The organism is Ningiella algicola (assembly GCF_028401415.2).
Lineage (GTDB): Bacteria > Pseudomonadota > Gammaproteobacteria > Enterobacterales > Alteromonadaceae > Glaciecola.
The window spans coordinates 643,403-669,701 of the sequence record NZ_CP171821.2 but is presented as its reverse complement, the minus strand read 5'-3'; the positions used below and the strand labels follow the sequence as shown (position 1 = coordinate 669,701).

Below are 26,299 nucleotides of genomic sequence, written 5' to 3'. Positions count from 1 at the left end.
AATAGAAAGCGAAACCTAAATAGAAATTTAAGGAATTATTATGAAAATTTATAAACTGACAATTTTTAGCTTACTTCTATCTGCATCAAGTAGTGTAATGTCAGAAGCTAACGGAAGCAGGTTTATCTATGATTCGATGGGCTCAAATAGTGTTTTGCTATCCACGTGTGATAAGTTTGCGGGTGCGGTCTGTGGACTTACTTTTAATGGAGTCCAACTGGTTGATAATGATGACCACGGACGCCAGATACAAACCGCTATCTTTTATCCAAACACCATTTCTAACTCCGGTCCTGAATCGTTTGTACCAACCGAAGCGGGGTCTAGATTTGATGGGAATGGCTCTAATAGTTCAAGCTATCTTCACAGTATTAGTAGCTCGTCAGATTCAGTAACCACGTCATCTTCAGCTGCTTTCTGGTTGCAACCTAATGAGTGCACTCCAGCACCTCCTGGCTCGTGTGCATTAAATACGACAATTTTATCGGACACAGTCATTTCGAAAAAAATAACAATCGGATATGTAAATGGGGGAGTGAATATTCCTCATGCCATCGAATTTGATACCTCAGTTAAGTTAGAGCCAAGTTTACCAATAAATGTAAATTATGGAGACAATTCTGGTTCCTTAAACAACAAAATAACATTTGAAATTTTTTCAGGACATTTTACCCCCGATCTTAATACCTTTTATTCTTTCGACCCTCACACAGGCTCTCTCAATTACGAGGGCAATAACGGGTATCGAGGTCAAAGAGCATCAATTATAACCAATAATTCTCGTACTATTTGGCTGGGCCTATACACTCCTGATGAAAATATCGGTAATACTAATAAAGGTAATCGTGGATATCATCAAGTTTATAACGCAGTGTACCTTAGCAATGTTGGAAGCAGTTTTAGTGGAAAGGTTGGAATGGTAAAAATGAATAGCTCGTTCCGCGCAGAAGGGGCGCCAAACCAAATTCATCAATTTAAAATGTACTTAGCGATTGGAAAAAGTGAGCAAGATATAAAAACTACACTCTCTAGGTTGTATCAATACGTAAATTAAAGTTATTCGATTGAACGAATGTGTTATAGCCCAAAATACTTCGACACATTAATTAGAGGTTTGGTCTAGTCTAACGAATGCGTCTGCGTCGATTAAAAACAATAACAAGTCAAAGATTAGGGTGTTTACACGAGTCAAAAATGAAGCTATCGACAATACACACTAGATTTTAAAACTGAGGTCGTTTTTATCAATAACACAATACAGCCTGCTTGATAACCTCTTTCTTTTTGTTTGATTAGAGTTTAGTTATTAATGAGTCCGAGATGTTCGCTATGAAGTAAAGCGCTGTGCACGATTAAATACTGAACAGCGATTGGTTAAAAGGCTATTCGATGTGCATTTGTCTTGATTTTAAAACGCATACTTGTGACTTTAACTGGTCACTGCCTCTTTTAAGAAGAGCGTTGAAAGATATCTGAATAGCTTGCCTAAATGGGGGAAGTCGGTAACTCTTAGATTTCAAACAGTAGCACTTATTCGAAGAACTTCTTTAACCTGCGTTAAAAATTTTTAGTTGCCACCCCAACAAATCAATAAGATCATTGATGTATGAGGCGTCTAAATATCAAAAACGCTTTACGCGAATTACCCCTTTTGTATTGTGCGATGAGCAAGCCAAATATATATTCGAGCCGGTACACAAGAGCATAGTACAATTTTTTTGTTAAAACCGAAAGAACCCATGCGTTTTTAATAATTACAGGACAATATTAACGGCATTTAAACTGCAAGTTTACTTCAAATTAGGAGTTAACTTAATTTCTCTTAGAAACATTTATATTGAGTAAAGGTCATTGAAAATACAAATAGATTGGATACGATTGCAGTTAGAACTAGATAGTCATATGTTTTTTCCTCTTAAATCATCTGAAGTATATGCAAAAGCTAAATAAAATTCGTAATTACACAGCTTTAATAACTAACTCTGTTAAGCAACGACTAGCTGAGGATACTAAGAAATCGAATAGCCCGCGAGTTAAAATAGTGGCAGTCGCGAAAGATGAAGCCGCCTATTTACCGGAATGGGCTTTCCATCATATATACATTGGAGTCAACGCGATCGATGTATATGTCAATAGAACATCTGATAATACGTTGGCTATGATAAACGAGATATCGAAGAGTTACCCTTCAGTTAACGCTATTGCAGCCGACTGTTTCGATGATCCCCTCAGTAGTGGCATAAGCAATATGCAAGTCGATATTTATAAGCACGCATTCCAAGTTGCTCAAGCTGAAGGAAAATTCGATTATCTGCTATTCATTGACATCGATGAGTTCTGGGTGAATCGCAATTTTGATGTAAAAATTCAGGACGTTATTGATCAAGCTAAAGCGGCTGACGTTTATTGCTTTGAGTGGTTAAACGAAATGGGGCATGACAATGATTTTTCAACGTTAAGTTCTAACGGTGAATACAAATTGCATTTTTTAGTTAAAAGCCTTGTAAAAACTCAGGTGAAAAACCTTGAACTGAGGCTTCATAGGCCTAAGGTATTCAACGAAACCACAGTAATGTGTGATGGTGAGCCCTTCGTGGCTGGCAAACAGGGTGACGAGGCTTTACACGAATCTCTTATAAAAGTGCGGGAATGCATGATTATCCATCGAATGTTTCGCTCGCCAACTGAATATGTTTCACTACTTCAAAGAGGACGGCCGTCGGAACCTGCTACGATAAAACTCAATAGAGGAGGCTATAATCAGACTTATGGAGATCTGTGTCGCTTTAACTTTGATGAAGGTAGTTTTTTAAGGTACGAGCAAGCAAAACTCAAGTTTCTGCAAAAAAAAGGCATAAAACGAGAGCTCGCTACTGCTAAACAGTTTGTTAAAAGTCGCTATTTCAAAACAATAGACTCTATCAAGACAATTCCCCATGAAAGGTTCACCGGGCTATTGCAAGTGTTTATTAATTGCGGTAAAGCCGAAAAGAATTTAGTGGTAGAACACGTTATGTCCTCTTCATATACCACTAATTGTAAAAATGTTGAGTGGATTAGTAAGTTAGCTTTGAAGATGGAGCTACTTGACAAGTCCGCTGCACTAAAATTGTGGCGGCAAGCTTTCAAATTACGGCCTAACGGTCCTCTAATCCTTAAAAAATTGACACAGCTTGAAGAGTGTGAAAGGTCTCATCATGACAAGTCTATTGTTAAAAGAAGCTCAAAAGTACTTAATACAGCCAAGCCGCTAGTGTTTGTGCATATACCTAAAACAGCTGGAACTAGTTTGATAAAGAATCTTGCACAGGCTTATCACTCAGGGGAAATACTTTACGACTATGGTGAAAACTCAAAACGAACGTCAGACTTAATTCTAAAGCACTGTTATCACTCGAATGATTTAGATAGTCTTGCAAGCGTTGACATATCCCTTATTGCGGGTCATTTTTACGCGAAAAAGTACATAAAAATCACTGCGCCCGAGAATGTGGTGACATTTGTTAGAGAGCCGATAGAGCGTGTTATTTCGGAATTTAAGCATTTTCAACGTCATCATTCATACACAGGAACTTTAATTGATTTTGCGAAAAAGAAGCGGAACAGAAATGTAATGTCCAAATTTCTAAGCACCCACAATTGGAAAGACTTTGGATTTGTTGGAGTAACTGAACAATACAATGCCTCGGTCGAGATTCTTCAACGGTTCATTTCTAAAGATATTGAGATAAGCAAATTAAACACTGCTCCTGAAGCACAGTCGGTAGAAGTCGATAACGAAACTCTTGGAGTGATTCAAGCGCTGAATAGAGCCGATACACAGCTTTATAATGAGGTAAAGACTTATTTCGAACAAAAGCTTATCGACAGTTAGAATTTGTATATGACTTTTTGCATTATAAACCGTGCTTATGTATACAAACGTAAGTGCATGCCTAAGAAACGCTCTGTTATCAGGCGCTTCTATGAAAAAGTCCAACATGAATAGGACCAACTTATTTAATACGCATACAGCCATGCAACGCAAAGATAGGTTGACTAGCGCTGCATCTTCAGTGCTTACTATTTGTGTAGAAGTTCAAACATGACAACCGGCATGGCTGGAATGTTTTGCATGGCCTCAGCCAATAATAAATCACCCGATTGAATTGAAAAGTCAATGCTGTTGCCCTCTGCATCTTTCACGTCGGACACATCGTAATCACCTAATGGAATAGACTGAGAGTTACTAGGGTCAAATACAAACAAAAAGCTGGAATCACCTTTTTGGGTACTTGTATACGCTCCCTCACTGATAAACGCACCTGCACGCGTGCCATAAATGCCCTTTGCATGCGCTTTGACCCATTTTCCCATGTCTCGAATGATTTGTGCTTGAACCTCATCAAAGGTGCCATCGGGCTTTGGCCCCAAGTTGATTAAGTAGTTGCCGCCATCGCCTATTGTTTTGGCCAAATCAATAATGACTTCATTCAATGTGAGCAGGCGAGGCGTAACCGATCAAAATAGACCGTTCTTCTTTTCTTAAGCTAAGCCCCTAGAATCTAATCATTGATGAAGACAGGAGAAAATATCAATGACTAGACGTAGCCCCCAAGAATGGCAACAATTCATCGACGCCCAAGAAACTAGCGATATGACTATCGCGCAGTTTTGTCACGCGCATAACATTAATCAGTCAACGTTCTATTTGCAACGCAAAAAGCGTCAAGAACTGTCGTTACCACAAACATCACCGCAATGGTTACCGATTGATACTATGACATCACGGCAGGCAGATACACGAAAATGGCAAATCGAATTAACCTTGCCAAATGGTGTGGTGCTCAATATGAGCACTGACGGATAATGCTCACCGCCAGTAGCGCTAAAATATGGTTATACCTTGGTATTGCAGATATGCGCAAGCAGTTCGATGGTTTAGCGGCGTTGGTGAATAATCAATTGCAGATGCAAGCACAACTCGGCGATTGGTTTGTGTTTGTGAACCGCAAACGGACCATGATAAAAGTGCTGTATTACCATCAAGGGGGCTACTGTTTGTGGTCAAAAAGGCTCGAGCGCGGCACCTTCGGCAAGGTGGTAGGTCATGGGCATAAAATTGGGCTGAACACCGCGCAGTTACAGTGTTTAATTGATGGTATTTATTGGCAAAAAGACAGACAAAACAAGCGACTTAAGTAGCTGAATTTGCTATGCTTCGTCGCATGAAAAGCGCTGCTCATTTGCCTCAAAACACTCCACATATTCCACAAGAAGAATATGCAAATGTGTGTGCAAAACTGGTTGAGTCACAAGCACAAGCCGCGCAGTTGCAGCAACAAGTCGATTGGTTCAAGCGTCAGTTGTTTGGGCGTAAGTCAGAAAAGCACATTGTAGATAACCCTGACCAAGCGCAGTTGTTTGGTCAAGCTCAAGATGAAGCATTACCGCCTTTACCGAAAAAAGCCGTCAAAGGTTACGCCCGCTCTAACAAGCAAAAAGATGAGAATAACGTCAATGACACTGGCCTTCGCTTTACCGATGATGTGCCGACCAAGGTGATTGATGTGCCTTGCCCCGAGCTTGAAGGTGAGGATGCCGATAAGTATGAAGTCATTGGCACGAAAGAAACGCATCGACTAGCGCAACTGCCAGGTAGCTACCAAGTATTAATTTACCGTAAAGATGTGGTTCGCCAAAAAGACAGCGGAGCGATTCGTTCGCCTTCAACACCCGTTAATGTATTAGAAGGGGCGTATGCGGATGTATCACTACTCGCTGGCCTCATGGTGGATAAAGCGGTCTATCATTTACCGCTTCATCGCCAACATTTACGTATGCTGCAATCGGGTGTGACTTTATCGCGAGCAAGCCTAATCAATTATGTCAGCCAAAGTATTGATTTAGTCATCCCCATCGCACAAGCGGTGCTGAGCAACATCCTCAGCGGGGGCAACATTAGCATGGATGAAACGCCGATGAAGGCGGGTCGACAACCATCGACTCGCCGCAAACACAACACCATGAAACAAACCTACTTCTGGCCTATTTATGGCGAGCAAGATGAAGTGGCCTTTACATGGTCGGCTTCACGCGGCAAACAACATGCAATAGAACAACTATCTGGTTTTAATGGCACCTTGCTAAGCGATGGCTATGCGGTGTATAGCCAAGTCATTGATACATTGAATAGCCAAGGTCAACATATTACTCATGCAGCGTGTTGGGCGCATACCCGTCGCTACTTCGAAAAGGCACTGGATTATCATCCTAAAGAGGCGCAACACGCCTTGAGCGAGATACAAAAGCTGTATAAGATTGAAGCACATATACGAAAACAGGCGCCCAATGCCGATGATACCGTGCGATATCGGCTCAAATATAGCGAGCCTATTATCACTGCACTGTTTAAATGGCTATATGAGCAACGCCAACGCCCAGAATTATTGCCGAAAGACCCCTTAAGCAAAGCCTTAGCTTATGCGTATGAGCGCCATCACGAATTAAAGACTTACCTGACGCATGCGCAAGTTTTTATCGATACTAACCATTTAGAAAGGGCTTTGAGAGTCGTTCCCATGGGTAGGAAGAACCACTTGTTCTGTTGGAGTGAGTTAGGGGCAAAACAGCTAGGTGCCCTACACACGCTTACGGTGACGTGCAAATTACACAATATCAATCCCTATCATTATTTAGTGGATGTGCTGCAACGCGTATCGCAACATCCAGCCAAAGACATCATCGATTTAACGCCTAGGCGCTGGAAAGTGCTGTTCGCAGGCATTCGCCTGCGCTCAGACATAGAAAAGTGAAAGCGCCATGAACAAAAAAGACACAAAAACGACAATCGACATTAGCCAACTATCTATCGATCAATTATATATATTGAATCAAGCTGTCGTTGACCGCATTGATGAGTTACGAGCGCAAAAAGATAGAGAAGCGCTTGCTATGCTGCGTCCTGGCATGAAAGTGCAGTTTACTCATGAGGGCAAAACAATCACTGGCACATTACTTAAGAAAAATAGAAAAACGGTACTCATTGCTAACAACAATGGCAAAACGCATCACAAGGTACCGGCAGGCATAGTGACCGCCGTTAGCGTTGCTAAACTCGATCTCAGTCAGGCGGTCAAGAACGGTCTAAAATGATCGGTTACGGCGAGGCGTTTCATTGTATGACCACTGAGCCTGGTCAATGGTTACCCAAGCTTGCCAAGGGTTCACACTGCGTCCGAAGACTTTGCTTTCTTTTTGAATCCAATCCACCATGCGTTCACGCTCATCAAAATCACCCGCGTAGCGTTTCCAGTCCCACATGCCGGTGTCTGCTGGCAAATGTTCGCGTCCAACATCAACACGGTTATTGATGATAACAGTGGGGTCTAGCAGGCGTAGATAAGCATATAAGTGGCTACCAATGTCATGATTGAAGGAGGGATCCCATTCACCGTCTAACTGAATGATTTTAGCACCGTAGTCTTGGATGAGTTCGCGCAACTGAGCCTTCATAAACATCCTATAACGCTCAAAGTTTGGAGTAGATGCATCTGTCGCATAAAGTTCGCCAGGTCCGCCGTGATCATAGGGCTGATAGTCTGGATGATACCAATCGATAATTGAGAAATAGCTGCCAAACACAATGTCATTTTGTTTTGATGCATCCACCAGTTCTTGGACAATGTTGCGCTTGAAGGGTGTACTGGCAATATCGTAGGTAGAATATTTTGAATCCCACAGGGCAAAGCCATCGTGATGCTTTGAGGTTAACATGATGTACTTCATACCGCCTTCTTTCATCAAGTCCATCCATGCCTGAGCATTAAACTGTGTTGGATTGAAAGATTGATAGTAAGCGTCGTACTCTTCACGCGGTATCTGCTCGCCGCGAGACCATGAAATCTCTTTACCTCCCAAACTACTTGGCCCCCAATGCACGCTTAGGCCAATTTTCATATCTTGAAAATCACTCATCGTTTTTGGATGGCTATATATGCCTGGATTCAAGTCACCGCCGCCGGGCTTGATTGTTGGCTCAAGCATGTCTTCAAAGCTGATTGGCTCAGCTGCTTGGTTCGCATGCGAATGATTCAACACAAGCAGGGAACAAACTAAAGCTGCGCACTTCATTAAATTATGAAACGAATAAGAAATCATAAAGTCACCTTTGATTAAAATATACAACAAACTGCCTACACACCAAGCGCAAGGCAATATGCCTAGATTTACGAGATAGCCGCGTCACAGCATGACAGTGGTCAATGGCAACATCCTCTCCTGTATTTAACATTCTTTTTACGATTTAAATTTACGCCTAACAATAAAAATTGGCGCTAGCGCTCAAAGTAATTTGTTGTATGATCAAGGGCGTTTTATCAACATATTCAGCAAATTGAGTGACTTAATGGGTTTCGACTTTTCTGTTTGGCTAGCCATTGCCATTATGCATGCATTCGCTGTCGCCAGCCCTGGGCCAGACTTCGCTGTGGTGATGAAACAAAGTCTGCAGCAGGGCAGAGCAATAGGTATTGTTACGAGTTTGGGAGTGGGTAGCGGTATCTTGCTGCATGTTGCTTATAGTATTTTGGGTATCAGCATTATTATTAAAGCTACGCCCTGGATATATCAAAGTCTAATATACGCAGCAGCGCTTTATTTGATTTGGATGGGAATAGGAGCAATCAGGAGTCAAGCAAACAGCGGTACCAGCTTGAAAAGTGATGATATTGTTAGCCACAGCGCAATGAAAGCTTTTTTTATTGGTTTCATTACCAATGGTTTAAATCCAAAAGCGACGCTATTCTTTTTGACCCTTTACACACTTGCTATTCCGGTAGAGAGCAGCTTAGTGTCTAAATCGTTATACGGTCTATACCTCGCCATAGCCACTGCATTATGGTTTGTGTTTGTCAGTATACTCGCGAGCCATCACCGTGTGCGGAAATCTTACATTACACACGGATATATTTTCGACAGACTAATGGGTGCAGTTCTCATCGCAATGGCAATTGTATTAGTGCTGACTCAGTGAAAATGTTAATATTCTGCTAAATGACAGCAGCGATTAGTGATTACTCAACTCGGCAATGAAAGACGAAGCTCATATTCAGCGTATGCTGGCCAAACAATACCATTTCGACATACGCGTCGTACTTTCTAGAGCCAGAGAGTTAAGTTCTGAGAACAACTGGGTGCTGGTTCAGGCGCTTCTTACATTGGTTGCTGTGATATTTTTTTTAGGCTTTGTGTTTGCCTATAGCTTCGCAATCGAAACACCGGAAGATGTCCAAAACTTAACAAATACCCAAAATGCAGTGGCGAGTCTTATCATGAACGTGGTAATGGCTCCCTTGTTTGCGGGCATTGCGATGCTGGCCGTTACAAGTGCTAGAGGCATAAAAGCTCGCGCAATCAATGTATTTTCGTATGTTAGCTATATTTTACCGCTTGGCGTTGCGACTTTATTAATTTCCATTGCCTTTGATATTGGCTTAATGCTGCTAGTGCTGCCCGGGCTGTATATATTTATGGCGACCACATTCACATTGCCACTCATCGTTGACAAAGGTCTTACACCATTTTCGGCGATATTTTTGTCGATTCGCATGACAAACGCGTACTTGTATCAAATGACGATGGTCTTTCTAATATTTTTTGCATTGTTTGTTGGTGTATTAATTACTTTCGGTTTCGCTTCGATATGGGTTGGTCCGTACTTTTTTAATGTTAAGGCTGTGTTGTACACAGAGTTATTCTGTGGCAAAGAGGACGAGCAAGCATCTTCACAGGGACAAACATCCGAAGACGGGCAATCAGGAGTTTTCAATGCCTAACACTACCGATGTCGCTGTGGATCCCAAAACACGCAAGCTTCGAGCGGCAGCGAGCATAGCGCTTGCAGCGATTTTATTGATTGCCATTGTCGTATCGCGTTCAAAAAACGCCTTGGTGTACGATACGCCAACGCTCGATGATGCCCATGAGCCTGTGCCAAGATTTTCACAGATTGAGGATATAACTGAACGCAAACGCGCATATTTCTCCTATTTAAAACCGGCGATAGCCTTACAAAACGAGCATCTTTTAGCGCTGCGCGATTATGTTCAACAACTGCAAGAAAAGTTAAGCTCTTCAGGCGATGAATTGAACGAACTTGACTTACGCCAAGCACTTCAGGTGTCATATAGCAAACGCGAGCAAGATGAAGTGCTGTGGCTGTTGCAGGAGTATCGTGTTGATGAGAATCAAAGCGCAGGTGCTGCATTTACTCAGCTTCTATCAAAAATAGATATCATTCCTGAGGCGCTTGTATTAATTCAAAGTGCAAATGAGTCCGCTTGGGGAACAAGTCGATTTGCTAAAGAAGGTTACAATTTTTTCGGGATATGGTGTTTTAGCGAAGGTTGCGGTTTTGTACCAAAACGCAGAAATAAAGGCGCTATTCATGAGGTCGCTAAGTACAACGACTTATCACATGCCATGTACGAATACATGCTCAATCTTAATCGTCATCCCGCATATGATGACTTAAGAGCTATTCGCAAAAATCTTCGTGAACAAGGTAAGCGCCCAACGGCCCTTGAATTAATTCAAGGGCTTGAGCAGTATTCAGAGCGTGGACATGAATACGTCGAAGAACTAGAACAAATGATTAAAACCAATCAGGAGCTAATATAAATTGAAAACTGCAGCAACTAGCCTGAGCTTACTCTGTTTGGTATTTACCCTTTATCTCACAACTGCGGGCATTGCATTCGCAGAACAGCTACAAGTAGACTACAAAACCTTTTATTCACACCTGAGAAAGCTAAATAATGATGACACTCAAGGTTTACAGTTCGCTTTTGGCTTTGTCAATATCGACACCGGACGTTTGTGCCAGATTAATGCGGCGCGGATTTCTACTCAAAAACAACAGATTCCACTAGAGGTCAGCCCAGAAAATCGATTTACCATCCCCAGAGAGCGTGCGCTTCGCCTTGCTGATGCTATGATCATACTTGACATGGAGGAAGCAACAAACAAATGTGATATCTCAGTACAGTTGGAAACCAAACCTGAGTATCTGAAGGCGAATTATAGTTTTGAAGACATTGTCTATATTCGTGAGCAATATGAAGCCTTTTTCAATGAAATGGGAAGCTTTCTGTCGTTTATGATGCCAACGGTTGAAGGCCTGGTTGTTCAGTTTGAGGATGAAAGTCTTACAACGAGCACGCCTGCGGGTTACCAAGTCATTCAAGGTACACTAAACTTAGAAGAAGCGTTCTTTGAAGCGAAAAAGCCACTTAGATTGCCGGCTAAACCGTTACGCATAACAGCTCTAGCCACCAAGTAATAAATTAAACAGGATTCAGGTGAACTTATTCAGGTCGTGAAGGTAAGTCTAGCTGATAGCTAATTTGCTCACTCAGGCGCTGGACGCTTTCACGTCCTTTTTGTGCTAATTCTTCAGCTCTATGGAATTCAAGTAGGCCTACATCTCGTAGCTGAGGCTCAATCAATATATCCGGTGGATCACCCGCAAGCCTAGAGCGTGTCACGCGCGCTTGAAGTATCTCAAGGGCACTACTCATTACCCCCACAATGCCGGGAGACGTTTTTTTATTGGGTTTGGGGTCTGGTGAAAACCACTGTTTCATGAAACCCGTCGCACCTTTGCTGATTATTTCGTCGGTTTTTTGTTGAGAGGCTTTGTGCTCTTCTTCAAACTGCTCTATTAGCTGAGGGCGAAAATCAGCGCTTAGATTCACCGCGATAACAAAATCTGCCCCTAACTGGCGGCATTGATTCACGGGTACTGGATTAACCACTGCGCCATCGACTAACCACCTACCTTCATGCTCGATGGGGGCAAATAGAGCAGGGATTGCACAAGACGCCTGTATTGCATCGTTTATATCGCCTTTATTAAAAATGACTTCTTTCCCGGAATATAAATCGGTAGCGACTGCACTAAAGGATTTTATCATTTGTTCAAAACTGGGGGCGCAAAAGTCGTTTTTATGTTTATCAAATACTTTTTGGCCGCTAGCAAGGCCGCCGCGACGAAGGCCAATGCCAAGTAAACCGAATACTTGCCATTCGGTGAGCGTGTTTGCCCAGGCCTCGAGTTCATCGAGCTTGCCGCTTGCATAGGCTGCACCTACATATGCGCCAATGGAGCACCCAGCAACAATGTCTATTTTAATGCCTAATTCTTCAAGTGCCTTAATGATGCCGATATGCGCCCAACCTCGGGCAGCGCCCGCACCCAGTGCTAAACCAATTTTCACAAATACTCCTGTTTATTCGTGCACGTGTTATTGATCATCTTCTACTAATCACTTTATTTCCAGAATGGTGTTATCCGCATCTGGCTGGCTAAAGCTTTGTTCAAAAGCCTCATTATCAAAGCCAATGTCGCCTTCACCTTTAAATTTGGTATCTCGATTTAGGCCTTTAAAATCAAACATCGCATGGTCAAGCATATGAGAGGGTTTAATATTCTGCATAGCGCTGAACATCGACTCCACGCGTCCGGGAAAACGTTGCTGCCAGTCTTGAAGCATCATTTTGATATTTTTGCGCTGGAGGTTTTCTTGAGAGCCGCAAAGATTGCAGGGAATGATTGGGAAGTTCATTGCACTTGAATATTTTTGAATATCTGACTCTTTGCAGTAGGCTAGTGGCCTTATAACGATGTGTTTGCCATCGTCACTTAGGAGTTTTGGCGGCATGGACTTAATTTTGCCCCCATAAAACATATTCAAAAACAATGTCTCTAACATGTCATCACGATGATGACCTAAAGCGATTTTTGTTGCTTTAAGCTCGCTTGCCGTGCGATAGAGTATACCGCGGCGTAAGCGTGAGCACAGAGAGCAGGTCGTCTTTCCTTCAGGTACTTTTTCTTTAACGATGGAATACGTATCTTCCTCAACTATCTTATATTCCACTCCCAGTTCAGACAAATACGCTGGAAGAATATGCTCAGGAAAGCCTGGCTGTTTTTGATCAAGATTAACCGCCACAATTGAAAAGTGAATGGGTGCTATACGCTGAAGATACATTAATGAGTCGAGTAGGGTATAGCTGTCCTTGCCGCCTGATAAACACAGCATAATATGATCGCCGTCTTCTATCATATTGAAGTCGGCAATGGCTTTTGAGGTCTCACGGCGTAAGCGTTTTTGTAGTTTATTAAAACTATACTTCGATTTGCTCTGAGTAGTGAGTGAGCCATTTACTGACATAAGCTTTTCCTAAAACGTAATGCATAAAACCTAATACTTAAAACGCCGCCAGTATACGAGACTTATGACTGTAAATCACCCATAGAAGTACGCTTTATCGTTTGCCATTAAGCACTATTTTAACTGTGGTTTTATCACCAGGGTATCGCATGTGACATGATCAATAATATGCTCTGCAGTATTGCCCAAGAGCGCTGCAGATATACCCCGGCGACCAACCGAGCCCAGTACTAACAATTCGGCATCAAGCTTTTCACACACTTTAGGAATGATATCTTCAGGAAGTCCTTCTGATACAAATACCTGATCATCTGGTATGTCGTGCGCTTGCGCAATGGTATGCACGTCTTTCTCGTGTTTATCCTGGATATCTTGGTTATAAGCTTGCGCGTTAAAACTAGGTACTTCGATAGCAACATGCACCGGTGCGCCTGCAAAAGTGTTTGCCAAGTTGACTCGCGCGTTGACCATTTTCGCCAGGTCGCAGCTGATTTTTGTGACGCGTTCACTTAACAAATTGTGTACTTTATCGTTTGTATCAACACTGATCGAAGCGACAATATTTCCATTTTCTGGCCAGTCATGATCTTTTACCATCAAGACATTAAGTGGGCTATACCGCAATAAACGCCAATCGGAGGGAGTAAACAGTTTATGTGCAAATTTAGTATGATTTTTACATGCCTTTACAATCATGTCGCAATCTTCGTGAGTGGCGACGTCGATGATCCCTTGATGCAATGACTTATGCCATACAGATTTCACGGACACTTTTACACCAATAGTTTTTGCAGTACAGGCTTGCATGGCTTTGAGTTGACCGTTAAGCAGGGCGGATTTCATGTCAACGCGCTGTTCAGCGCTAAGAAAATTGGTCATGTCGTATGTTTCATCATAAATGCAACTGACTACTAAAAGCTCTGCATTAAGCTTTTTGGCCAAAAAACAGGCTCGATGATACGCAGGTTGTTCAGTGTGATAAGGGTCAAAAACGACGAGAATACGTTGGCATGTGAACACGCTATCGTGTGAGCTTAAGGTCATAATTTACTCCGTTATGTCGTTGCAGATTGTTATCCAGACTTCAGGTAGAGCACTTAAGCATTATAAAAAAGGTGGTTAACATATGCATGTAACCACCTTGTGCTAGATAAAATATAAAGGTAATAAACTTACGATTTCAATCAGACCTGCTAATTAACGGCAGCGAAGGGGATCTCTGACTCTGGCATTCGTTGCTTGAGACCATCAAAATCTACGATCGTGATAAGTTTACCGTCAACTTTAATTAAGTTTTCTTTTTGAAATCGTGTTAACAAACGACTAATGGTTTCAACCGTTAAGCCGAGGTAATTTCCAATCTCGTTGCGTGTCATAGATAAATTGAACTGCTTTGCTGAGTATCCTCGCTCATCAAAACGCTGTGAAAGGTGGCTAATAAAATGTAACAAACGCTCTTCAGCACTCCTTTTACTAAGAAGCATCATCAAATCATGGTCATGTTTAATTTCAGCACTCATGAACTTCATGATTTGTTGACGGAGTTTTGGATACTTTTCAGATACTTTATCTAAGGTTTCATACGGCAGTTCACAGACCATAGCAGTCTCAAGTGCCTGTGAATAGCTCTGATGAGTCTGGTCCTTTAAAGCGTCAAAGCCAATAATATCGCCCGGGAAATGAAAACCCACAATTTGTTCGACGCCATCTTTGTCACTAACATAAGACTTAAATGAGCCAGAACGTACCGCGTATAAGGAATGGAAAGCTTGACCAGAACTCACAAGCTTATCATGCTTATGTAAAGGACGTTTACGTTCGATAATGTCATCTAAAGATTCTAATTCAGACTTGTTAAGACTAACAGGTAGGCAAAGATGACTAAAACTACAGGTCTCACAATGTATGGAGAGCTCAGGACTGGTTGCCATGGCCACATTCCTTTTTATTATTCAGATCACTTTATACCGTGAACCATATTGAAAATCAAAACAAACGAGAAAATAATCAAACAAAGCGCCACAATGTATCGAAACGCTCTGTGTTGTAAAATAGGAATGATATACGATGCGCCTAAAGAAGTCGCAATTAAAGCGGGGAATGTGCCCAGGCCGAACATTAACATAAACAGCGCACCGCTAACTGCATCGCCAGCTGCTAAAGACCACGTTAGCGCTGCGTAAACAAGACCGCAAGGCAACCAGCCCCAAACAGCGCCGTATGCGAGCGCATAACTTGGGTTTTTAAAGGGTAAGCACTTTTTAGACAAGGGTTGAATCTTACGCCACAGGTATCCGCCAGCTTTTTCAAAATATGACAATCCTTTGTATACATCACTAATGTACAGAGCAAGTAAAATTAAAAATAAGGCACTTATCATTGTTAAGATGGGTAAGGTGGTGGTAATGGCGCTACTGGCGATAGCGCCTAGAAAGCCGGTTAGCGCGCCTGCCATTGTATATGAGGCAATGCGGCCGCTGTTGTACGATAAAATATAAACGATTTTGGACTCGCCTTTTGGGATAGCGAAGCTAAAAGCACTTGCGATACCCCCACACATTCCTACGCAGTGAACACCGCCAGCGAGTCCCATCAAAAAAGCTGATAGTAAATTGAATTCACTCATGTGCGGGGTTCATTAGTAGGATGAAGTATGATCAAATTTCTTTGTGATTTTCAGTCAAACTGTCTTTTTGTGATTCATCTGAGCATTCATCTGAGCTAAACGCGATGCTTTCGCATTTTGTAGGATTTGCTTTGTCATCTTGCTTTATATCATCATCAAACAAAATGCTATAGCCCTGACGTTCAAGGTCGTCAAACTGATTAGACTTTACGGCCCAAAAAAACACGCCTATTGCAATAGAAACAATAATAATGGCTAATGGAATTAAGACAAAAATAATGCTCATGGCTACGCCTAACAATAAGTTCTAAGCCTTATTATCGCATTAATCGTGTAGAGTTATATACCACTATTATCGAAGATAGCGACATTCCAAGTGCGGCCTGCCATGGCGAAAGTACACCGCTGACCGCAAACGGAAGGACAAGGAGGTTATACCCAAGCGCCCAAGCGATATTTTGTTTAATTTTACGTTTGGTCTTTTCTGCCATTTCAATTAGGTCAACTAGTGAATGTAAGCTAGGATTGAGTAAAATTACGTCTGCCGCATTCTTTGCAAGATCAGAGGCATTACCGACGGCAACTGAAACATCAGCTGCAGCAAGTACAGGTGCGTCGTTAATGCCGTCCCCAAGCATAATGAGCGAACGCGATTGGCTTTGTTGTTCTCTAATATGGCTGAGTTTATCTTCTGGGGAACAATTGCCAAAAGCATGCCTAATACCGATTTGCTTAGCAATTGCTTCGACATTGCTAGTATCGTCGCCACTTAAAATCCTTAGACTATATTTATCTAAGCGCGTTAACACTTCAATGACATCGTTTTTAACTGTATCTGTGACCCAAAAAGCGGCTTTTACTTCTCCGTCAACGGCCAGCAATACATTTGCGCCAGTCAACGTCAGACTAGCCTGAGCGTCAAGCGTGTCCTGGCTTATGCCCAATTGCGCTAACACGAAGCGTTTCGACCCGATTAAACACGCTGTATTATTAACGGTAGCACGAATTCCTTTACCAATTTCTGTGCGGTATTCACTTATCTGCCACTGAGATTCGTCTAAGGGGAGCGCGACATTGTCCAGACTGAACGCACGAGCGATAGGATGTTCAGAGCGACTCTCAAGTAAACAAGCAAGTGCCAGATAATGCTCGGCTTTGTCCTTTTCGACAAATATGCTTTGTGCAATTGAAAACTGTCCTTCTGTTAGCGTACCTGTCTTATCAAAGACGATGTCACTGGCATGAGTAACTTGTTCTAATGCATCGGCGCGTTTGAGTAAAATACCGATGTTATTAAGCTTTGCCATAGCGCACGTAAGCGCAGAAGGTGTGGCCAGTCCAAGTGCGCACGGACAGGTTGCGACTAAGACTGAAATTGTGATCCAAAAGGCGTGCGGATCGTCTTGAGACCACCAATACCAATAGGTTAGGGCGCTTATGATTAATACTGCGCTGACAAAATAGCGAGAGAGTTTATCCGCGATTAGCGCAACTTTGGGTTTACTGCCCATGGCCATTTCTTGCAGACGCAGAATCTGATTCATCATCGCATGTTTTAGGCCATTTGATACTTCAAGCGTGATACTACCCTGTTGATTTAGCGAACCCGCAAACACCCGATCGCCAACCTGCTTTTTAACGGGCTCGAACTCTCCCGTTAGCATGGACTCATCCGCCGTGGACTTACCATCAATCACAATGCCGTCGATAGGGATGGATTGCCCCGCTTTGACCAGCACTTTATCTCCCGTAATTAGCTGCTTGGCAAGTACAGACGTCCATTGACCATCACTCATTTTTAGAGCGGTAACAGGAATCAACTTGAGCATGTTTGAAGATATTTCAGTGGCCTTATGGCGAGAGCGATGTTCAAGATATCGACTTATCAGCAAAAAAAACACAAACATACAGATAGATTCAAAATAGACCTCACCTGCATCTTTATTTACCGCCAGCACACCTGCAACGTAGGTTGCAATGATCGCCACTGTTATCGGCACATCCATATTGACGGTTCTTGCCTGTATTGCCTTTATCGCACTGACGTAAAATATGCTGCCTGAATACAGCACCACTGGTGTAGTAAGAAGTAAACTTACTGCATTGAAATAGGAAATCGCCTCTGCATCAATATTACCAAAAATATCGAAATATTGACCCATTGCCAGCATCATCACTTGCATCGTCATAATGCCAGCAAGCCCTAACTTTTTAAGGTAAGCTTTTTGCTCTTTTTTAAAGGATGCTTCGTGATTGTCGCTTTGAAAGGGCAGAGATTCATAGCCAATCGCTTTCATTCTGCTTAACACACCAGAGAGCTTAATTTGATCGTTATCCCATGTTACCAATGCTCTTCTGGCAGAGACGTTGACCGATACTTGCTTAATTCCCTGCAACTTGGCGAGCTGTTTTTCAATCAGCCATGCGCACGCAGCACAGGTAATGCCTTCTACCGTAAGCTGGATTTGTTTGTCTTTGCCTTGTTCGAAAACAAACTCCTCTTGCAGCTCAGGCTCATCGTATACCGCAAGTTTTGACATGGTGTTATCAAGCGCTGCGTCACCACGGGCGGCTAGTTCTGTGCGAAATTCGTAATAGCTTTCAAGGCCATTGTCGACAATAGCTGAGGCCACCGCCTGACAGCCAGGACAACACATAAAGTGTGTTTGGCCGATTATGCTTACGGGATATTTGTCACCATCAATATTTGGGAGGCCACAGTGAAAACAGCAACCCTGAGAAACGCTTATGCTCATTGGGGATTAAAACTGATTACCTTTTCTTGTGGAAGATTTACGGTGTCCTGGACTTTCCAAGACTCATCCATTGGCAGCAAACGGATTCTCCACTTGCCTTTGATATCTTCATCGAAGCTGCTGCGGTATATGCCGTTAGCATCTCGAGATAAAAGGACATTAAAATCTTTATGCGCAAGGGTGACATGAAAAAACTCGAGCCTTAAAGCTTCACCGGTCTGTGGGGCTCCATCCAAAAACTCTATGGCAACCTGACCTTGCTTGATATCCAACGTTGTTGATATGCCTAATTCGATAGCTCGGTCTATTTTGTCAAGGCGGGCGTTGATAGCTTTCCCTTCCTTGTAGTAATCATCGACCACTAAAGTGTTGGTGCCATCGGTTGCAAAACGTATAACGAATGAGCCCACAATTAATGATGAGGTCGGAATAGCAATTAAAAACCAAGGCCAAAACTGCTTATACCAAGGCTTAGTATCTGTATCTTGTAAGTTCATTGTTACCACTTTTAGGCTTATTGCTTAGCACGTTTTTTGAAGCAATATTCTATCGAATCTAAATTAAAAAGCCCCGTAAAACGAGGCTTTATTCTACGTATTTCCCTAAGTTACTGCATTAGGATACGCGATTATTCTTGAGATAAGCTGTAAACGTACGCCGCAACCACATGAACCTTGTCTTCGCCCAAGGTTTTGTCGAAGGCTGGCATTACACCATTACGTCCGTAATACAAGGTTTCAGTAACGGCTCGCTGACTGCCACCATACAACCAAATGTTATCAGTTAAGTTGGGTGCACCCAGTAATTGGTTGCCTTTTCCGTCCATCCCATGACATGCTGCGCAAGCGGCAAAGCGGACCTTACCGGCAGCGGCGAGCGCTGAGTCTACGTCGCGACCGCTTAAGCTCAAAGTATACGCGACCACCTCATCAACACCGGTTTCACCAAAACTTGCTAACCAGCCTGGCATTGCGCCAATGCGACCTTTAATAAGCGTTTCTTTGATTTTGTCACCGCTTCCACCATACAGCCAATCGTTATCGGTTAGGTTAGGGAAGCCACCGCGCTGACCTCGCGCATCGGAGCCGTGACACTGAGCGCAGTTTTGTAAAAACAAACGCTTGCCTACCTGTAAAGCCTCGTCGTTTTGCGCCAGTAACTCAACGGGTGTTTTTGCATACTCCGCAAAGATAGGATCAAACAGATCTTCAGCAAGCTTAATTTGGCTCGCATACTCATTTAAGCGGCCTTGCTCAATATCCTCTCTCAGGGCTTGCTCCGACTCTTCTAGCGAAAGCACGTGTAAGTTTGCACTTTCCCAGCCCAATACGCCTTTAAAACCACCTAATCCGGGATAAAGCACGAGGTATAAAACACCCCATACCATGGTTAAATAAAACAGGATGGTCCACCAGCGCGGTAATTGATTGTTAATTTCAACAATCCCATCAAACTCATGGCCCATCGATTCGCCTTCTTCAACGCCCGTTTTATTGGCGAGCGTCCAGCGCATTAATAAATAACAACCTAAAATGGTGCCTAAGGTTATTACGCTAATCCATATTGTCCAAAACATAGTCATGATCTATGACTCCTGATCTTTCTGTGATGACTGGTGTTTCTCTTCATCGTCAAAGGGTAGGTTAGCCGCTTCATCAAAACTCTTTTTATTGCGGCTGCTAAACGCCCAAATTACTGCACCAACAAAGGAAACAAATACTATTACAGTGAAAATACTGCCAATTGTGCCTTGATCCATTTCTATAACCTCAATAAGTCAAAGCGCATTATTGTAAATATGTGCCGAGAGATTGTAGGTAAGCAATGAGCGCTTCCATTTCGGTTTTACCCTCAACGGCCGCTTTTGCACCTGCAATATCTTCGTCGGTATACGGAGTACCGAGCATGCGATTTACTTCGAGTTTTTTGGCAATGTCGTCACCGGTTAAAATATTTGTTTCTAACCAAGGATAGCCAGGCATATTAGACTCAGGAACTACGTTGCGAGGGTTGATTAAGTGCACGCGATGCCACTCGTCGGAATAACGACCGCCAACACGGGCAAGATCAGGGCCGGTTCGCTTTGAACCCCACAAAAACGGGCGTTCCCATACAGACTCGCCCGACACTGAGTAGTGTCCATAGCGCTCAGTTTCTGCCCTGAAGGGGCGAATCATTTGACTATGACAGCCCACGCAGCCTTCACGAATGTATATATCTCTGCCTTCCATTTGTAGGGCAGTGTAGGGTTTTAAACCTTTGACTGGCTCCAATACACTTTGCTGGAACATAAGCGGCAGAATTTGAGCCATCGCCCCGAAGCTAATGGCAACTAACACCAAAATGGTTAACAAACCAACGTTCTTTTCAATTAACTCATGTGGATTTTTCATTTCGCCGCTCCCAGTGCTGCTGCATCAGTATCGTCTGCGGTCTCTTCGGTTTTACCGCGAATGGTCATGTAGCAGTTGTAAGCCATTAGGACCATACCTGCGACTACGAATAAACCACCGATGAAGCGAACAACATAGAAAGGTTTTGATGCCTCTAGTGACTCAACAAAGGAGTAAGCCAAAGTACCGTCAGCGTTAATAGCACGCCACATTAGGCCCTGAAGTACACCCGATATCCACATCGCAACGATGTAAAGTACCACACCAATGGTGGCTAACCAGAAGTGCACGTTAATTAGACGGGTGCTATACATTTTGGGTTGACCAAACAAAATAGGCACTAAGTGATAAATAGAACCTATGGACACCATGGCCACCCAGCCCAGTGCACCTGAGTGAACGTGACCAACGGTCCAGTCAGTATAATGAGATAGCGCATTTACGGTTTTGATTGCCATCATTGGACCCTCAAAAGTCGACATGCCGTAAAAGCTCAAAGAAACAATTAAGAATCGAAGAACTGGGTCGGTGCGCAATTTATGCCAAGCCCCTGAAAGGGTCATAATGCCGTTGATCATGCCGCCCCAAGATGGAACGAAAAGAATAACCGACATTACCATTCCTAAAGACTGGGTCCAGTCAGGTAACGCGGTATAATGAAGGTGATGAGGACCTGCCCAAATATAAAGCGAAACCAATGCCCAGAAGTGAACGATTGACAAACGATATGAATAAACAGGGCGTCCAGCTTGCTTAGGAACAAAGTAATACATCATACCCAAAAAGCCAGCCGTTAAGAAAAAGCCAACGGCGTTATGCCCGTACCACCACTGCATCATTGCATCTACTGCACCGGCATAAATCGAATAGGATTTAAAGAAAGTGACCGGGATTGCCATGCTGTTACCAATATGAAGCACGGCCACGGTGAGCATGAATGCACCGAGGAACCAGTTTGCGACGTATATGTGCGAGGTTTTTCGAATCACCAGCGTACCGAAGAAGTTGATGATATAAGCCACCCAAACTAGCGTGATCAAAATATCAATTGGCCACTCTAACTCTGCGTATTCTTTAGAAGCTGTAATTCCCAATGGTAAGGTAATCACCGCCGATACGATAACCGCTTGCCAGCCCCAAAAAGTAAATGCCGCTAATTTGTCACTAAATAGTCTAACCTGACAGGTTCGCTGGACAATGTAGTAGGAGGTGGCAAATAATGCGCAACCACCAAAGGCAAAAATAACCGCATTGGTGTGAAGAGGACGAAGACGGGAGTAAGTAAGCCATGGAATGTCAAAATTCAATGCAGGTGCAAATAGCTGTGCTGCTAATATCACACCTACCAACATTCCAATGATGCCCCAAATTACCGTCATGATTGTAAACTGCCTGACGACTTTATAATTGTAGTCAGGTTGTGCTTGGCTGGTCTCGCTCATAACTGAAAATTTCCGTGTATAGAAACAACAAAAGGTGTAAAAATAATGTCTTATTTTTGAGACGAGTGATGAATAACTTTTATTGAAACGTCCTAGTTGAGTGGCGCGTGCAAGAAAAGTAAACTCGGCACTGGTCGAAAGAGATCATAAAGATTTTAAATACAAAAAGATACCGAATCGCCGCAAGCTTTGATCTTGGTCAATAAAGGAAAGTTTACGTTATCAAAACAGTGCTCAAAAAAATTTCATTTTTCCGCTTGGCAGGCCTATTAATACTGGGCGTAATGCTTGCGTACGGAATTTATTTAAGCCGCTTTGTGCAGGACCAAAGTGAGCGCGTTAATTGCAATTTAACTGACTCTAAATGCCAAATATTGATCGAAAATCATACGATTACAGTGAGCTTCGAACAAACACCAGTTTCTGAGGAGGAGCTATTCCTGAATTTTGAACTCCCAGAAACAGTCAAAATTGAGGATATTTGGATTGAGGGCGTAAATATGTACATGGGAAAAACGCCCGTCTTGTTTGAAGACGAAAACGCCCCGAATCGGGGCGTCACATTTTTAGGAAGCTGTAACTTAGACGAAATGCAATGGCAACTAAAAGTACAACTTAGTGTCAATTCAAAGCAAGGGCAACATACTTTAGCCCTTCCTTTCAACACTTATCTTAACTGAGCAAAGATCAACACGCCCTAATATGCTTGTCGATTACAACAAGTTCTGCCAAGCATCTTTTGCCCAATTAAACGCTGAATTACATTTGAGACTGTAAATAATTCTGCAAACCAAGGCGCTTGATTAAACCTAGTTGTTGCTCAAGCCAATGAGCATGATCCATTTCGGTATCGTCTAGCAGCACAATTAACATGTCACGAGATACATAGTCATTGGCCCCTTCGCAAATGGCTATCACTTCTTTTAACTTAGCGGCCACCTCATATTCAACGCGCAAATCGCTTTCAAGCATGTCTGGCACTTCTTTCCCTATTTGAAGCCCTGTTCGGGTTTGCATATCGGGCGTGCCACCTAAAAATAGCATTCGATCGATTAACTTAGTCGCATGTCCCTTCTCATCATCAAATTCATGAGCAATTCGTTCATACAGCTTATTTAAGCCCCAATCCTGATACATTTGTGAATGAATGAAATACTGATCCATCGCGGCCAACTCGTAGCCAAGAAGACTATTTAAACCCGCTATTACTTTATCGTTACCTTGCATAATATTTACCTCACGCAGCACATATCTGCGCTTTTCTTATTGAATAATTGTGTTTTATTAACGCACCTTGACTAATCACCGATTTGCGCCTGAAGATAATTTTCTAGTCCCATTTGTTCAATTTGTAAGGTTTGGGTTTCAAGCCAATCTAGATATTCTTCTTCATCGTCTAATATTTCGCATAGCAGGTCTCTGGACACATAGTCTCTGTGTTTCTCGCAAAGTTCGATTGCCTCTTTGAGTTGAGGGATTTGCTCATGTTCAAATTTGGTATCGCACGCAAGTGACTCAGGTGTGTCTTCACCAATGTATAGCTTTCCGAGGGCTTGTAAGTTGGGTAAACCTTCCAAAAACAAAATACGCTCAATCAATTTATCGGCCTGTTTCATGTCTTCAATGGACTTTTTGTACGCAGCATCGTTGAGCTTATTTAATCCCCAATTTTTGTGCATTCTTGCGTGCAAAAAATATTGGTTAATAGAAGTGAGCTCGATGGTCAGCATTTCATTTAACGCTTTGATTACCGGCATATCACCTTTCATAATGTACTCCAGTGTTACGATATAAAGCGAGTGTAGCAACACACGGGCGATAAATCAAAAAATACTATATAATTCAATTATTTAATAAATGTAATCATTCTCATTAAGGATTACATTTCGTATTCGATTACGAGAGGTCATAAGGTGGGTTTTTATGTTTTTTGCTGCTCTAAAATAGCTTTACTTTCCTGGGCGAAACCAACACCCGCATCAGTGAAGAAATTAAACACTTCATCTACACCATTCTGTAGAAGGGGTTTTACTTCATCTTCATAGCGGGCAATCGCGGCAATTTTGCCGGAAAAATTTGCATTTCGTAGCTGCTGAGTGACATTGGATGAGTCCTCTATTGAAGGTAGTGCGAGCAGTACTAATTTTAAATTTGATATATCGATATTTTCCCAAAGGTCGATATTCTCGCCATCACCTACAATGGCGTTTAAACCTGATTCATTTAGTTTTTTGATCTTATCAACGTCCGCGTCCATGCCGCATACTGCATCATTCAATGATTCAGATAAGGCATTGAAAGCGCCTTTACCCACGCGCCCCATACCTATCACCATCACATCAACGTGTTTAAAACTCGGGTATTCGTCTTCCGGTAGTGCTTTTGTTTTTTGGTATCTTCTTAGAGCGTCTTTAAACGATTGATATTGGTTGTGTGAATTCTTGTAAAGAATACTTGAAATAACAAACGAGAAGGCAACGCTCATCGCGATAATTACTAGCCACTGGTCACTAATCATATTTGCACTAACGGCCACTGCCGCCACGATTAAGCCAAACTCACTGTAGTTTGACATGACCAAACTCGCTAAATAAGAGGTTCGGGCTCGAAGCCTCAACTGAGTGAATAAACTGAAAAACAGGATGAATTTGATTGGAATAATTAAGGTAAGCAACAACGCGATAAGCGTCATTTGCATGTCCGGTAGGGCGGTGAGGCCAATGGATAAGAAGAAACCGATTAAGAAGATGTCCTTAAAGCTTAATAAGGATTTAGATAATTCACTGGCTTTTGAGTTGCCGGCCAGCAAGATTCCAAAGATGAGTGCGCCTAAATCGCCTTTTACGCCCACAAGCTCAAATAAGTGATATCCGCCAAGCGCGAATACAAATCCGCAAAGTGGCAGCAACTCTCCATGTCCGGCTTCAAACAATAGCTTTTTGAGAAGTGGTGCCAAAGGAATCAAAGCAAACAATCCAATTGCAAAGACTGACGGAACTTTTCCGGTCGCAAACACGAGAAACAACACGGCAAAAATATCTTGCATCACCAATATACCAATGGCGACTTTACCATGCCGCGTCCTAGTTTCACCGCTTTCCTCTAAGATTTTGACCACACAAACGGTAGAGCTAAAACTAAAAGCGAACCCAATCAAGGCCATTTGGGCGAAACTAAGCTCTGTAAAATATCCAATGGTAGTAAAACTAAGCAGAAACAAGATGCTTGCGCACACCAATATCCAAACAAGGCTGTGTGCAATGCTGGCAAACCATATCTCTCGTTTTATGAGATCTTTGATGTTCAGCTTAAGGCCAATGGTAAACAGCATTACCGTGATGCCGAGGTTGGCAATGCTTACTAAGGTTTCATTACTTGAAAAGCCAAGTGCATTGAGAATGAATCCCGCAACAAGATATCCAATAAGGGGAGGAAGGCTGACGAACTTACATGCAAAACCGCACAAAAATGCAATGAGTAATAGTAAGTATTCCATGCCTGCAGCAATGCCTCAAAATCTAAATATGAATCAATAAGATAGCTTAAAAATGCGCTACTACGCAATCTCAATTGATTGAGAATCAATGTCTTTTGCCAGCCATTCTCAAAAATTGTTATGGAAGGCTTTGATTTAAGGGCGTAGCGCTCTTAAGTAGACAGCAATTGAATATCGGCGAGGGTAAGTGATTCTTTAAAAGCCCGTTTGAATCCGTTTACATAGTGGGATGGGACCTTATCAGATTGCTCTAGAGCCCTCAGTGTTTTTAGCTGGCAATTTAAGCGGTTTGCAATGCAGCTAAGTGGAATGCCCCGCTTTGAAATGAGACGAATAAATGCGCGTCCTGTCATGACATCTCCTATGGCT

The 26,299-nt window shown here is 42.6% G+C and carries 29 protein-coding genes; 11 read left to right on the top strand and 18 right to left on the bottom strand.

Going from position 1 to position 26,299, the window contains the following annotated elements; translation table 11 throughout:
- The first annotated feature begins 40 nt into the window (after positions 1 to 40).
- Both PN836_RS02950 and PN836_RS02945 read left to right on the top strand, forming a co-directional pair.
- Positions 41 to 1,054, top strand: coding sequence for a hypothetical protein (locus PN836_RS02950; protein ID WP_395343290.1), 1,014 nt, complete (start codon positions 41 to 43; stop codon positions 1,052 to 1,054).
- 879 nt (positions 1,055 to 1,933) lie between these two features.
- Positions 1,934 to 3,874 carry a glycosyltransferase family 2 protein gene (locus PN836_RS02945; protein WP_395343288.1) on the top strand — a complete coding sequence of 647 codons (1,941 nt, stop codon included), beginning with the start codon at positions 1,934 to 1,936 and terminating at the stop codon, positions 3,872 to 3,874.
- Positions 3,875 to 4,062: 188 nt separating this feature from the next.
- Here PN836_RS02945 and PN836_RS02940 read toward each other — a convergent pair whose 3' ends face one another.
- Positions 4,063 to 4,476, bottom strand: coding sequence for an alpha-L-fucosidase (locus tag PN836_RS02940; RefSeq protein ID WP_395343285.1), 414 nt, complete (start codon positions 4,474 to 4,476; stop codon positions 4,063 to 4,065).
- A gap of 100 nt (positions 4,477 to 4,576) precedes the next feature.
- Between PN836_RS02940 and tnpA the strand changes: the two genes are divergently transcribed.
- Genes tnpA through PN836_RS02920 form a run of 4 tightly spaced genes read left to right on the top strand, consistent with a single transcriptional unit; the run spans position 4,577 to position 7,134 of the window.
- Positions 4,577 to 4,849 carry an IS66 family insertion sequence element accessory protein TnpA gene (gene tnpA / locus PN836_RS02935; protein ID WP_395343283.1) on the top strand — a complete coding sequence of 91 codons (273 nt, stop codon included), beginning with the start codon at positions 4,577 to 4,579 and terminating at the stop codon, positions 4,847 to 4,849.
- Positions 4,849 to 5,184, top strand: coding sequence for an IS66 family insertion sequence element accessory protein TnpB (gene tnpB / locus PN836_RS02930; protein WP_395343281.1), 336 nt, complete (start codon positions 4,849 to 4,851; stop codon positions 5,182 to 5,184). Before tnpA ends, tnpB begins: the two co-directional genes overlap by 1 nt.
- A 23-nt stretch (positions 5,185 to 5,207) precedes the next feature.
- Positions 5,208 to 6,794 (top strand): IS66 family transposase, encoded by a 1,587-nt coding sequence (tnpC, locus tag PN836_RS02925; RefSeq protein WP_395343278.1) that lies wholly within the window; start codon positions 5,208 to 5,210, stop codon positions 6,792 to 6,794.
- A 7-nt stretch (positions 6,795 to 6,801) separates the two neighbouring features.
- Complete coding sequence (locus tag PN836_RS02920) at positions 6,802 to 7,134, top strand: hypothetical protein (protein ID WP_395343275.1); 333 nt, start codon at positions 6,802 to 6,804, stop codon at positions 7,132 to 7,134.
- On the opposite strand, the gene PN836_RS02915 is transcribed toward PN836_RS02920, so the two are convergent.
- Positions 7,126 to 8,139, bottom strand: a complete 1,014-nt coding sequence (locus PN836_RS02915; RefSeq protein WP_395343272.1) for an alpha-L-fucosidase — start codon at positions 8,137 to 8,139, stop codon at positions 7,126 to 7,128. The two genes, PN836_RS02920 and PN836_RS02915, sit on opposite strands and share 9 nt — an antisense overlap.
- A 247-nt stretch (positions 8,140 to 8,386) precedes the next feature.
- Here PN836_RS02915 and PN836_RS02910 point away from each other — a divergent pair, with 247 nt between their 5' ends.
- The 4 genes from PN836_RS02910 to PN836_RS02895 are packed head-to-tail and all read left to right on the top strand — an operon-like array spanning position 8,387 to position 11,320.
- The gene (locus PN836_RS02910; RefSeq protein ID WP_395343270.1) at positions 8,387 to 9,013 is read left to right on the top strand and encodes a LysE family translocator; all 627 of its coding nucleotides are present in this window, start codon (positions 8,387 to 8,389) and stop codon (positions 9,011 to 9,013) included.
- Between the two features lie 55 nt (positions 9,014 to 9,068).
- Entirely contained in the window at positions 9,069 to 9,815 is a 747-nt protein-coding gene (locus PN836_RS02905; RefSeq protein ID WP_395343268.1) for a stress protein, read from the top strand.
- A complete protein-coding gene (locus tag PN836_RS02900; protein WP_395343266.1) occupies positions 9,808 to 10,659 on the top strand; it encodes a glucosaminidase domain-containing protein in 852 nt (283 codons plus the stop codon). The genes PN836_RS02905 and PN836_RS02900 overlap by 8 nt, the downstream gene beginning before the upstream one ends.
- A 1-nt stretch (position 10,660) precedes the next feature.
- Positions 10,661 to 11,320 carry a DUF2987 domain-containing protein gene (locus PN836_RS02895; RefSeq protein ID WP_395343264.1) on the top strand — a complete coding sequence of 220 codons (660 nt, stop codon included), beginning with the start codon at positions 10,661 to 10,663 and terminating at the stop codon, positions 11,318 to 11,320.
- 25 nt (positions 11,321 to 11,345) lie between these two features.
- On the opposite strand, the gene rssA is transcribed toward PN836_RS02895, so the two are convergent.
- The 12 genes from rssA to ccoN all read right to left on the bottom strand — a co-directional run bounded on the left by rssA (position 11,346) and on the right by ccoN (position 22,434).
- Entirely contained in the window at positions 11,346 to 12,257 is a 912-nt protein-coding gene (rssA, locus tag PN836_RS02890) for a patatin-like phospholipase RssA (RefSeq protein WP_395343263.1), read from the bottom strand.
- 48 nt (positions 12,258 to 12,305) lie between these two features.
- Complete coding sequence (ttcA, locus tag PN836_RS02885; protein ID WP_395343262.1) at positions 12,306 to 13,217, bottom strand: tRNA 2-thiocytidine(32) synthetase TtcA; 912 nt, start codon at positions 13,215 to 13,217, stop codon at positions 12,306 to 12,308.
- Positions 13,218 to 13,331: 114 nt separating this feature from the next.
- Positions 13,332 to 14,261 (bottom strand): universal stress protein UspE, encoded by a 930-nt coding sequence (uspE, locus tag PN836_RS02880; protein ID WP_395343260.1) that lies wholly within the window; start codon positions 14,259 to 14,261, stop codon positions 13,332 to 13,334.
- Positions 14,262 to 14,410: 149 nt separating this feature from the next.
- Positions 14,411 to 15,148: a fumarate/nitrate reduction transcriptional regulator Fnr gene (fnr, locus tag PN836_RS02875; RefSeq protein WP_395343259.1), complete on the bottom strand. Its 738-nt coding sequence runs from the start codon at positions 15,146 to 15,148 to the stop codon at positions 14,411 to 14,413.
- Positions 15,149 to 15,174: 26 nt separating this feature from the next.
- Positions 15,175 to 15,843: a sulfite exporter TauE/SafE family protein gene (locus tag PN836_RS02870; protein WP_395343257.1), complete on the bottom strand. Its 669-nt coding sequence runs from the start codon at positions 15,841 to 15,843 to the stop codon at positions 15,175 to 15,177.
- A 31-nt stretch (positions 15,844 to 15,874) separates the two neighbouring features.
- Complete coding sequence (gene ccoS / locus PN836_RS02865) at positions 15,875 to 16,129, bottom strand: cbb3-type cytochrome oxidase assembly protein CcoS (protein WP_395343255.1); 255 nt, start codon at positions 16,127 to 16,129, stop codon at positions 15,875 to 15,877.
- 31 nt (positions 16,130 to 16,160) lie between these two features.
- Positions 16,161 to 18,599, bottom strand: a complete 2,439-nt coding sequence (locus tag PN836_RS02860) for a heavy metal translocating P-type ATPase (protein WP_395343253.1) — start codon at positions 18,597 to 18,599, stop codon at positions 16,161 to 16,163.
- The gene (locus tag PN836_RS02855) at positions 18,596 to 19,096 is read right to left on the bottom strand and encodes a FixH family protein (RefSeq protein WP_395343251.1); all 501 of its coding nucleotides are present in this window, start codon (positions 19,094 to 19,096) and stop codon (positions 18,596 to 18,598) included. Before PN836_RS02855 ends, PN836_RS02860 begins: the two co-directional genes overlap by 4 nt.
- A gap of 131 nt (positions 19,097 to 19,227) precedes the next feature.
- Positions 19,228 to 20,181 carry a cytochrome-c oxidase, cbb3-type subunit III gene (gene ccoP, locus PN836_RS02850; protein WP_395343248.1) on the bottom strand — a complete coding sequence of 318 codons (954 nt, stop codon included), beginning with the start codon at positions 20,179 to 20,181 and terminating at the stop codon, positions 19,228 to 19,230.
- A 3-nt stretch (positions 20,182 to 20,184) separates the two neighbouring features.
- Positions 20,185 to 20,358, bottom strand: coding sequence for a cbb3-type cytochrome oxidase subunit 3 (locus PN836_RS02845; protein ID WP_395343246.1), 174 nt, complete (start codon positions 20,356 to 20,358; stop codon positions 20,185 to 20,187).
- Positions 20,359 to 20,386: 28 nt separating this feature from the next.
- A complete protein-coding gene (gene ccoO / locus PN836_RS02840; protein ID WP_395343243.1) occupies positions 20,387 to 20,992 on the bottom strand; it encodes a cytochrome-c oxidase, cbb3-type subunit II in 606 nt (201 codons plus the stop codon).
- Positions 20,989 to 22,434 carry a cytochrome-c oxidase, cbb3-type subunit I gene (ccoN, locus tag PN836_RS02835; RefSeq protein WP_395343240.1) on the bottom strand — a complete coding sequence of 482 codons (1,446 nt, stop codon included), beginning with the start codon at positions 22,432 to 22,434 and terminating at the stop codon, positions 20,989 to 20,991. The genes ccoO and ccoN overlap by 4 nt, the downstream gene beginning before the upstream one ends.
- A 374-nt stretch (positions 22,435 to 22,808) precedes the next feature.
- On the opposite strand from ccoN, the gene PN836_RS02830 reads away from it, so the two are divergent.
- Complete coding sequence (locus PN836_RS02830; RefSeq protein ID WP_395343238.1) at positions 22,809 to 23,114, top strand: hypothetical protein; 306 nt, start codon at positions 22,809 to 22,811, stop codon at positions 23,112 to 23,114.
- 79 nt (positions 23,115 to 23,193) lie between these two features.
- On the opposite strand, the gene bfr (PN836_RS02825) is transcribed toward PN836_RS02830, so the two are convergent.
- The 4 genes from bfr (PN836_RS02825) to PN836_RS02810 all read right to left on the bottom strand — a co-directional run bounded on the left by bfr (PN836_RS02825) (position 23,194) and on the right by PN836_RS02810 (position 26,283).
- Positions 23,194 to 23,661, bottom strand: a complete 468-nt coding sequence (bfr, locus tag PN836_RS02825; protein ID WP_395343237.1) for a bacterioferritin — start codon at positions 23,659 to 23,661, stop codon at positions 23,194 to 23,196.
- 71 nt (positions 23,662 to 23,732) lie between these two features.
- On the bottom strand, positions 23,733 to 24,203 hold the full coding sequence (gene bfr / locus PN836_RS02820; RefSeq protein WP_395343234.1) for a bacterioferritin: 471 nt from the start codon (positions 24,201 to 24,203) through the stop codon (positions 23,733 to 23,735).
- A 152-nt stretch (positions 24,204 to 24,355) separates the two neighbouring features.
- Entirely contained in the window at positions 24,356 to 25,930 is a 1,575-nt protein-coding gene (locus PN836_RS02815; protein WP_395343232.1) for a cation:proton antiporter, read from the bottom strand.
- A gap of 152 nt (positions 25,931 to 26,082) precedes the next feature.
- A complete protein-coding gene (locus PN836_RS02810; protein ID WP_395343230.1) occupies positions 26,083 to 26,283 on the bottom strand; it encodes a hypothetical protein in 201 nt (66 codons plus the stop codon).
- Positions 26,284 to 26,299: the final 16 nt, after the last annotated feature.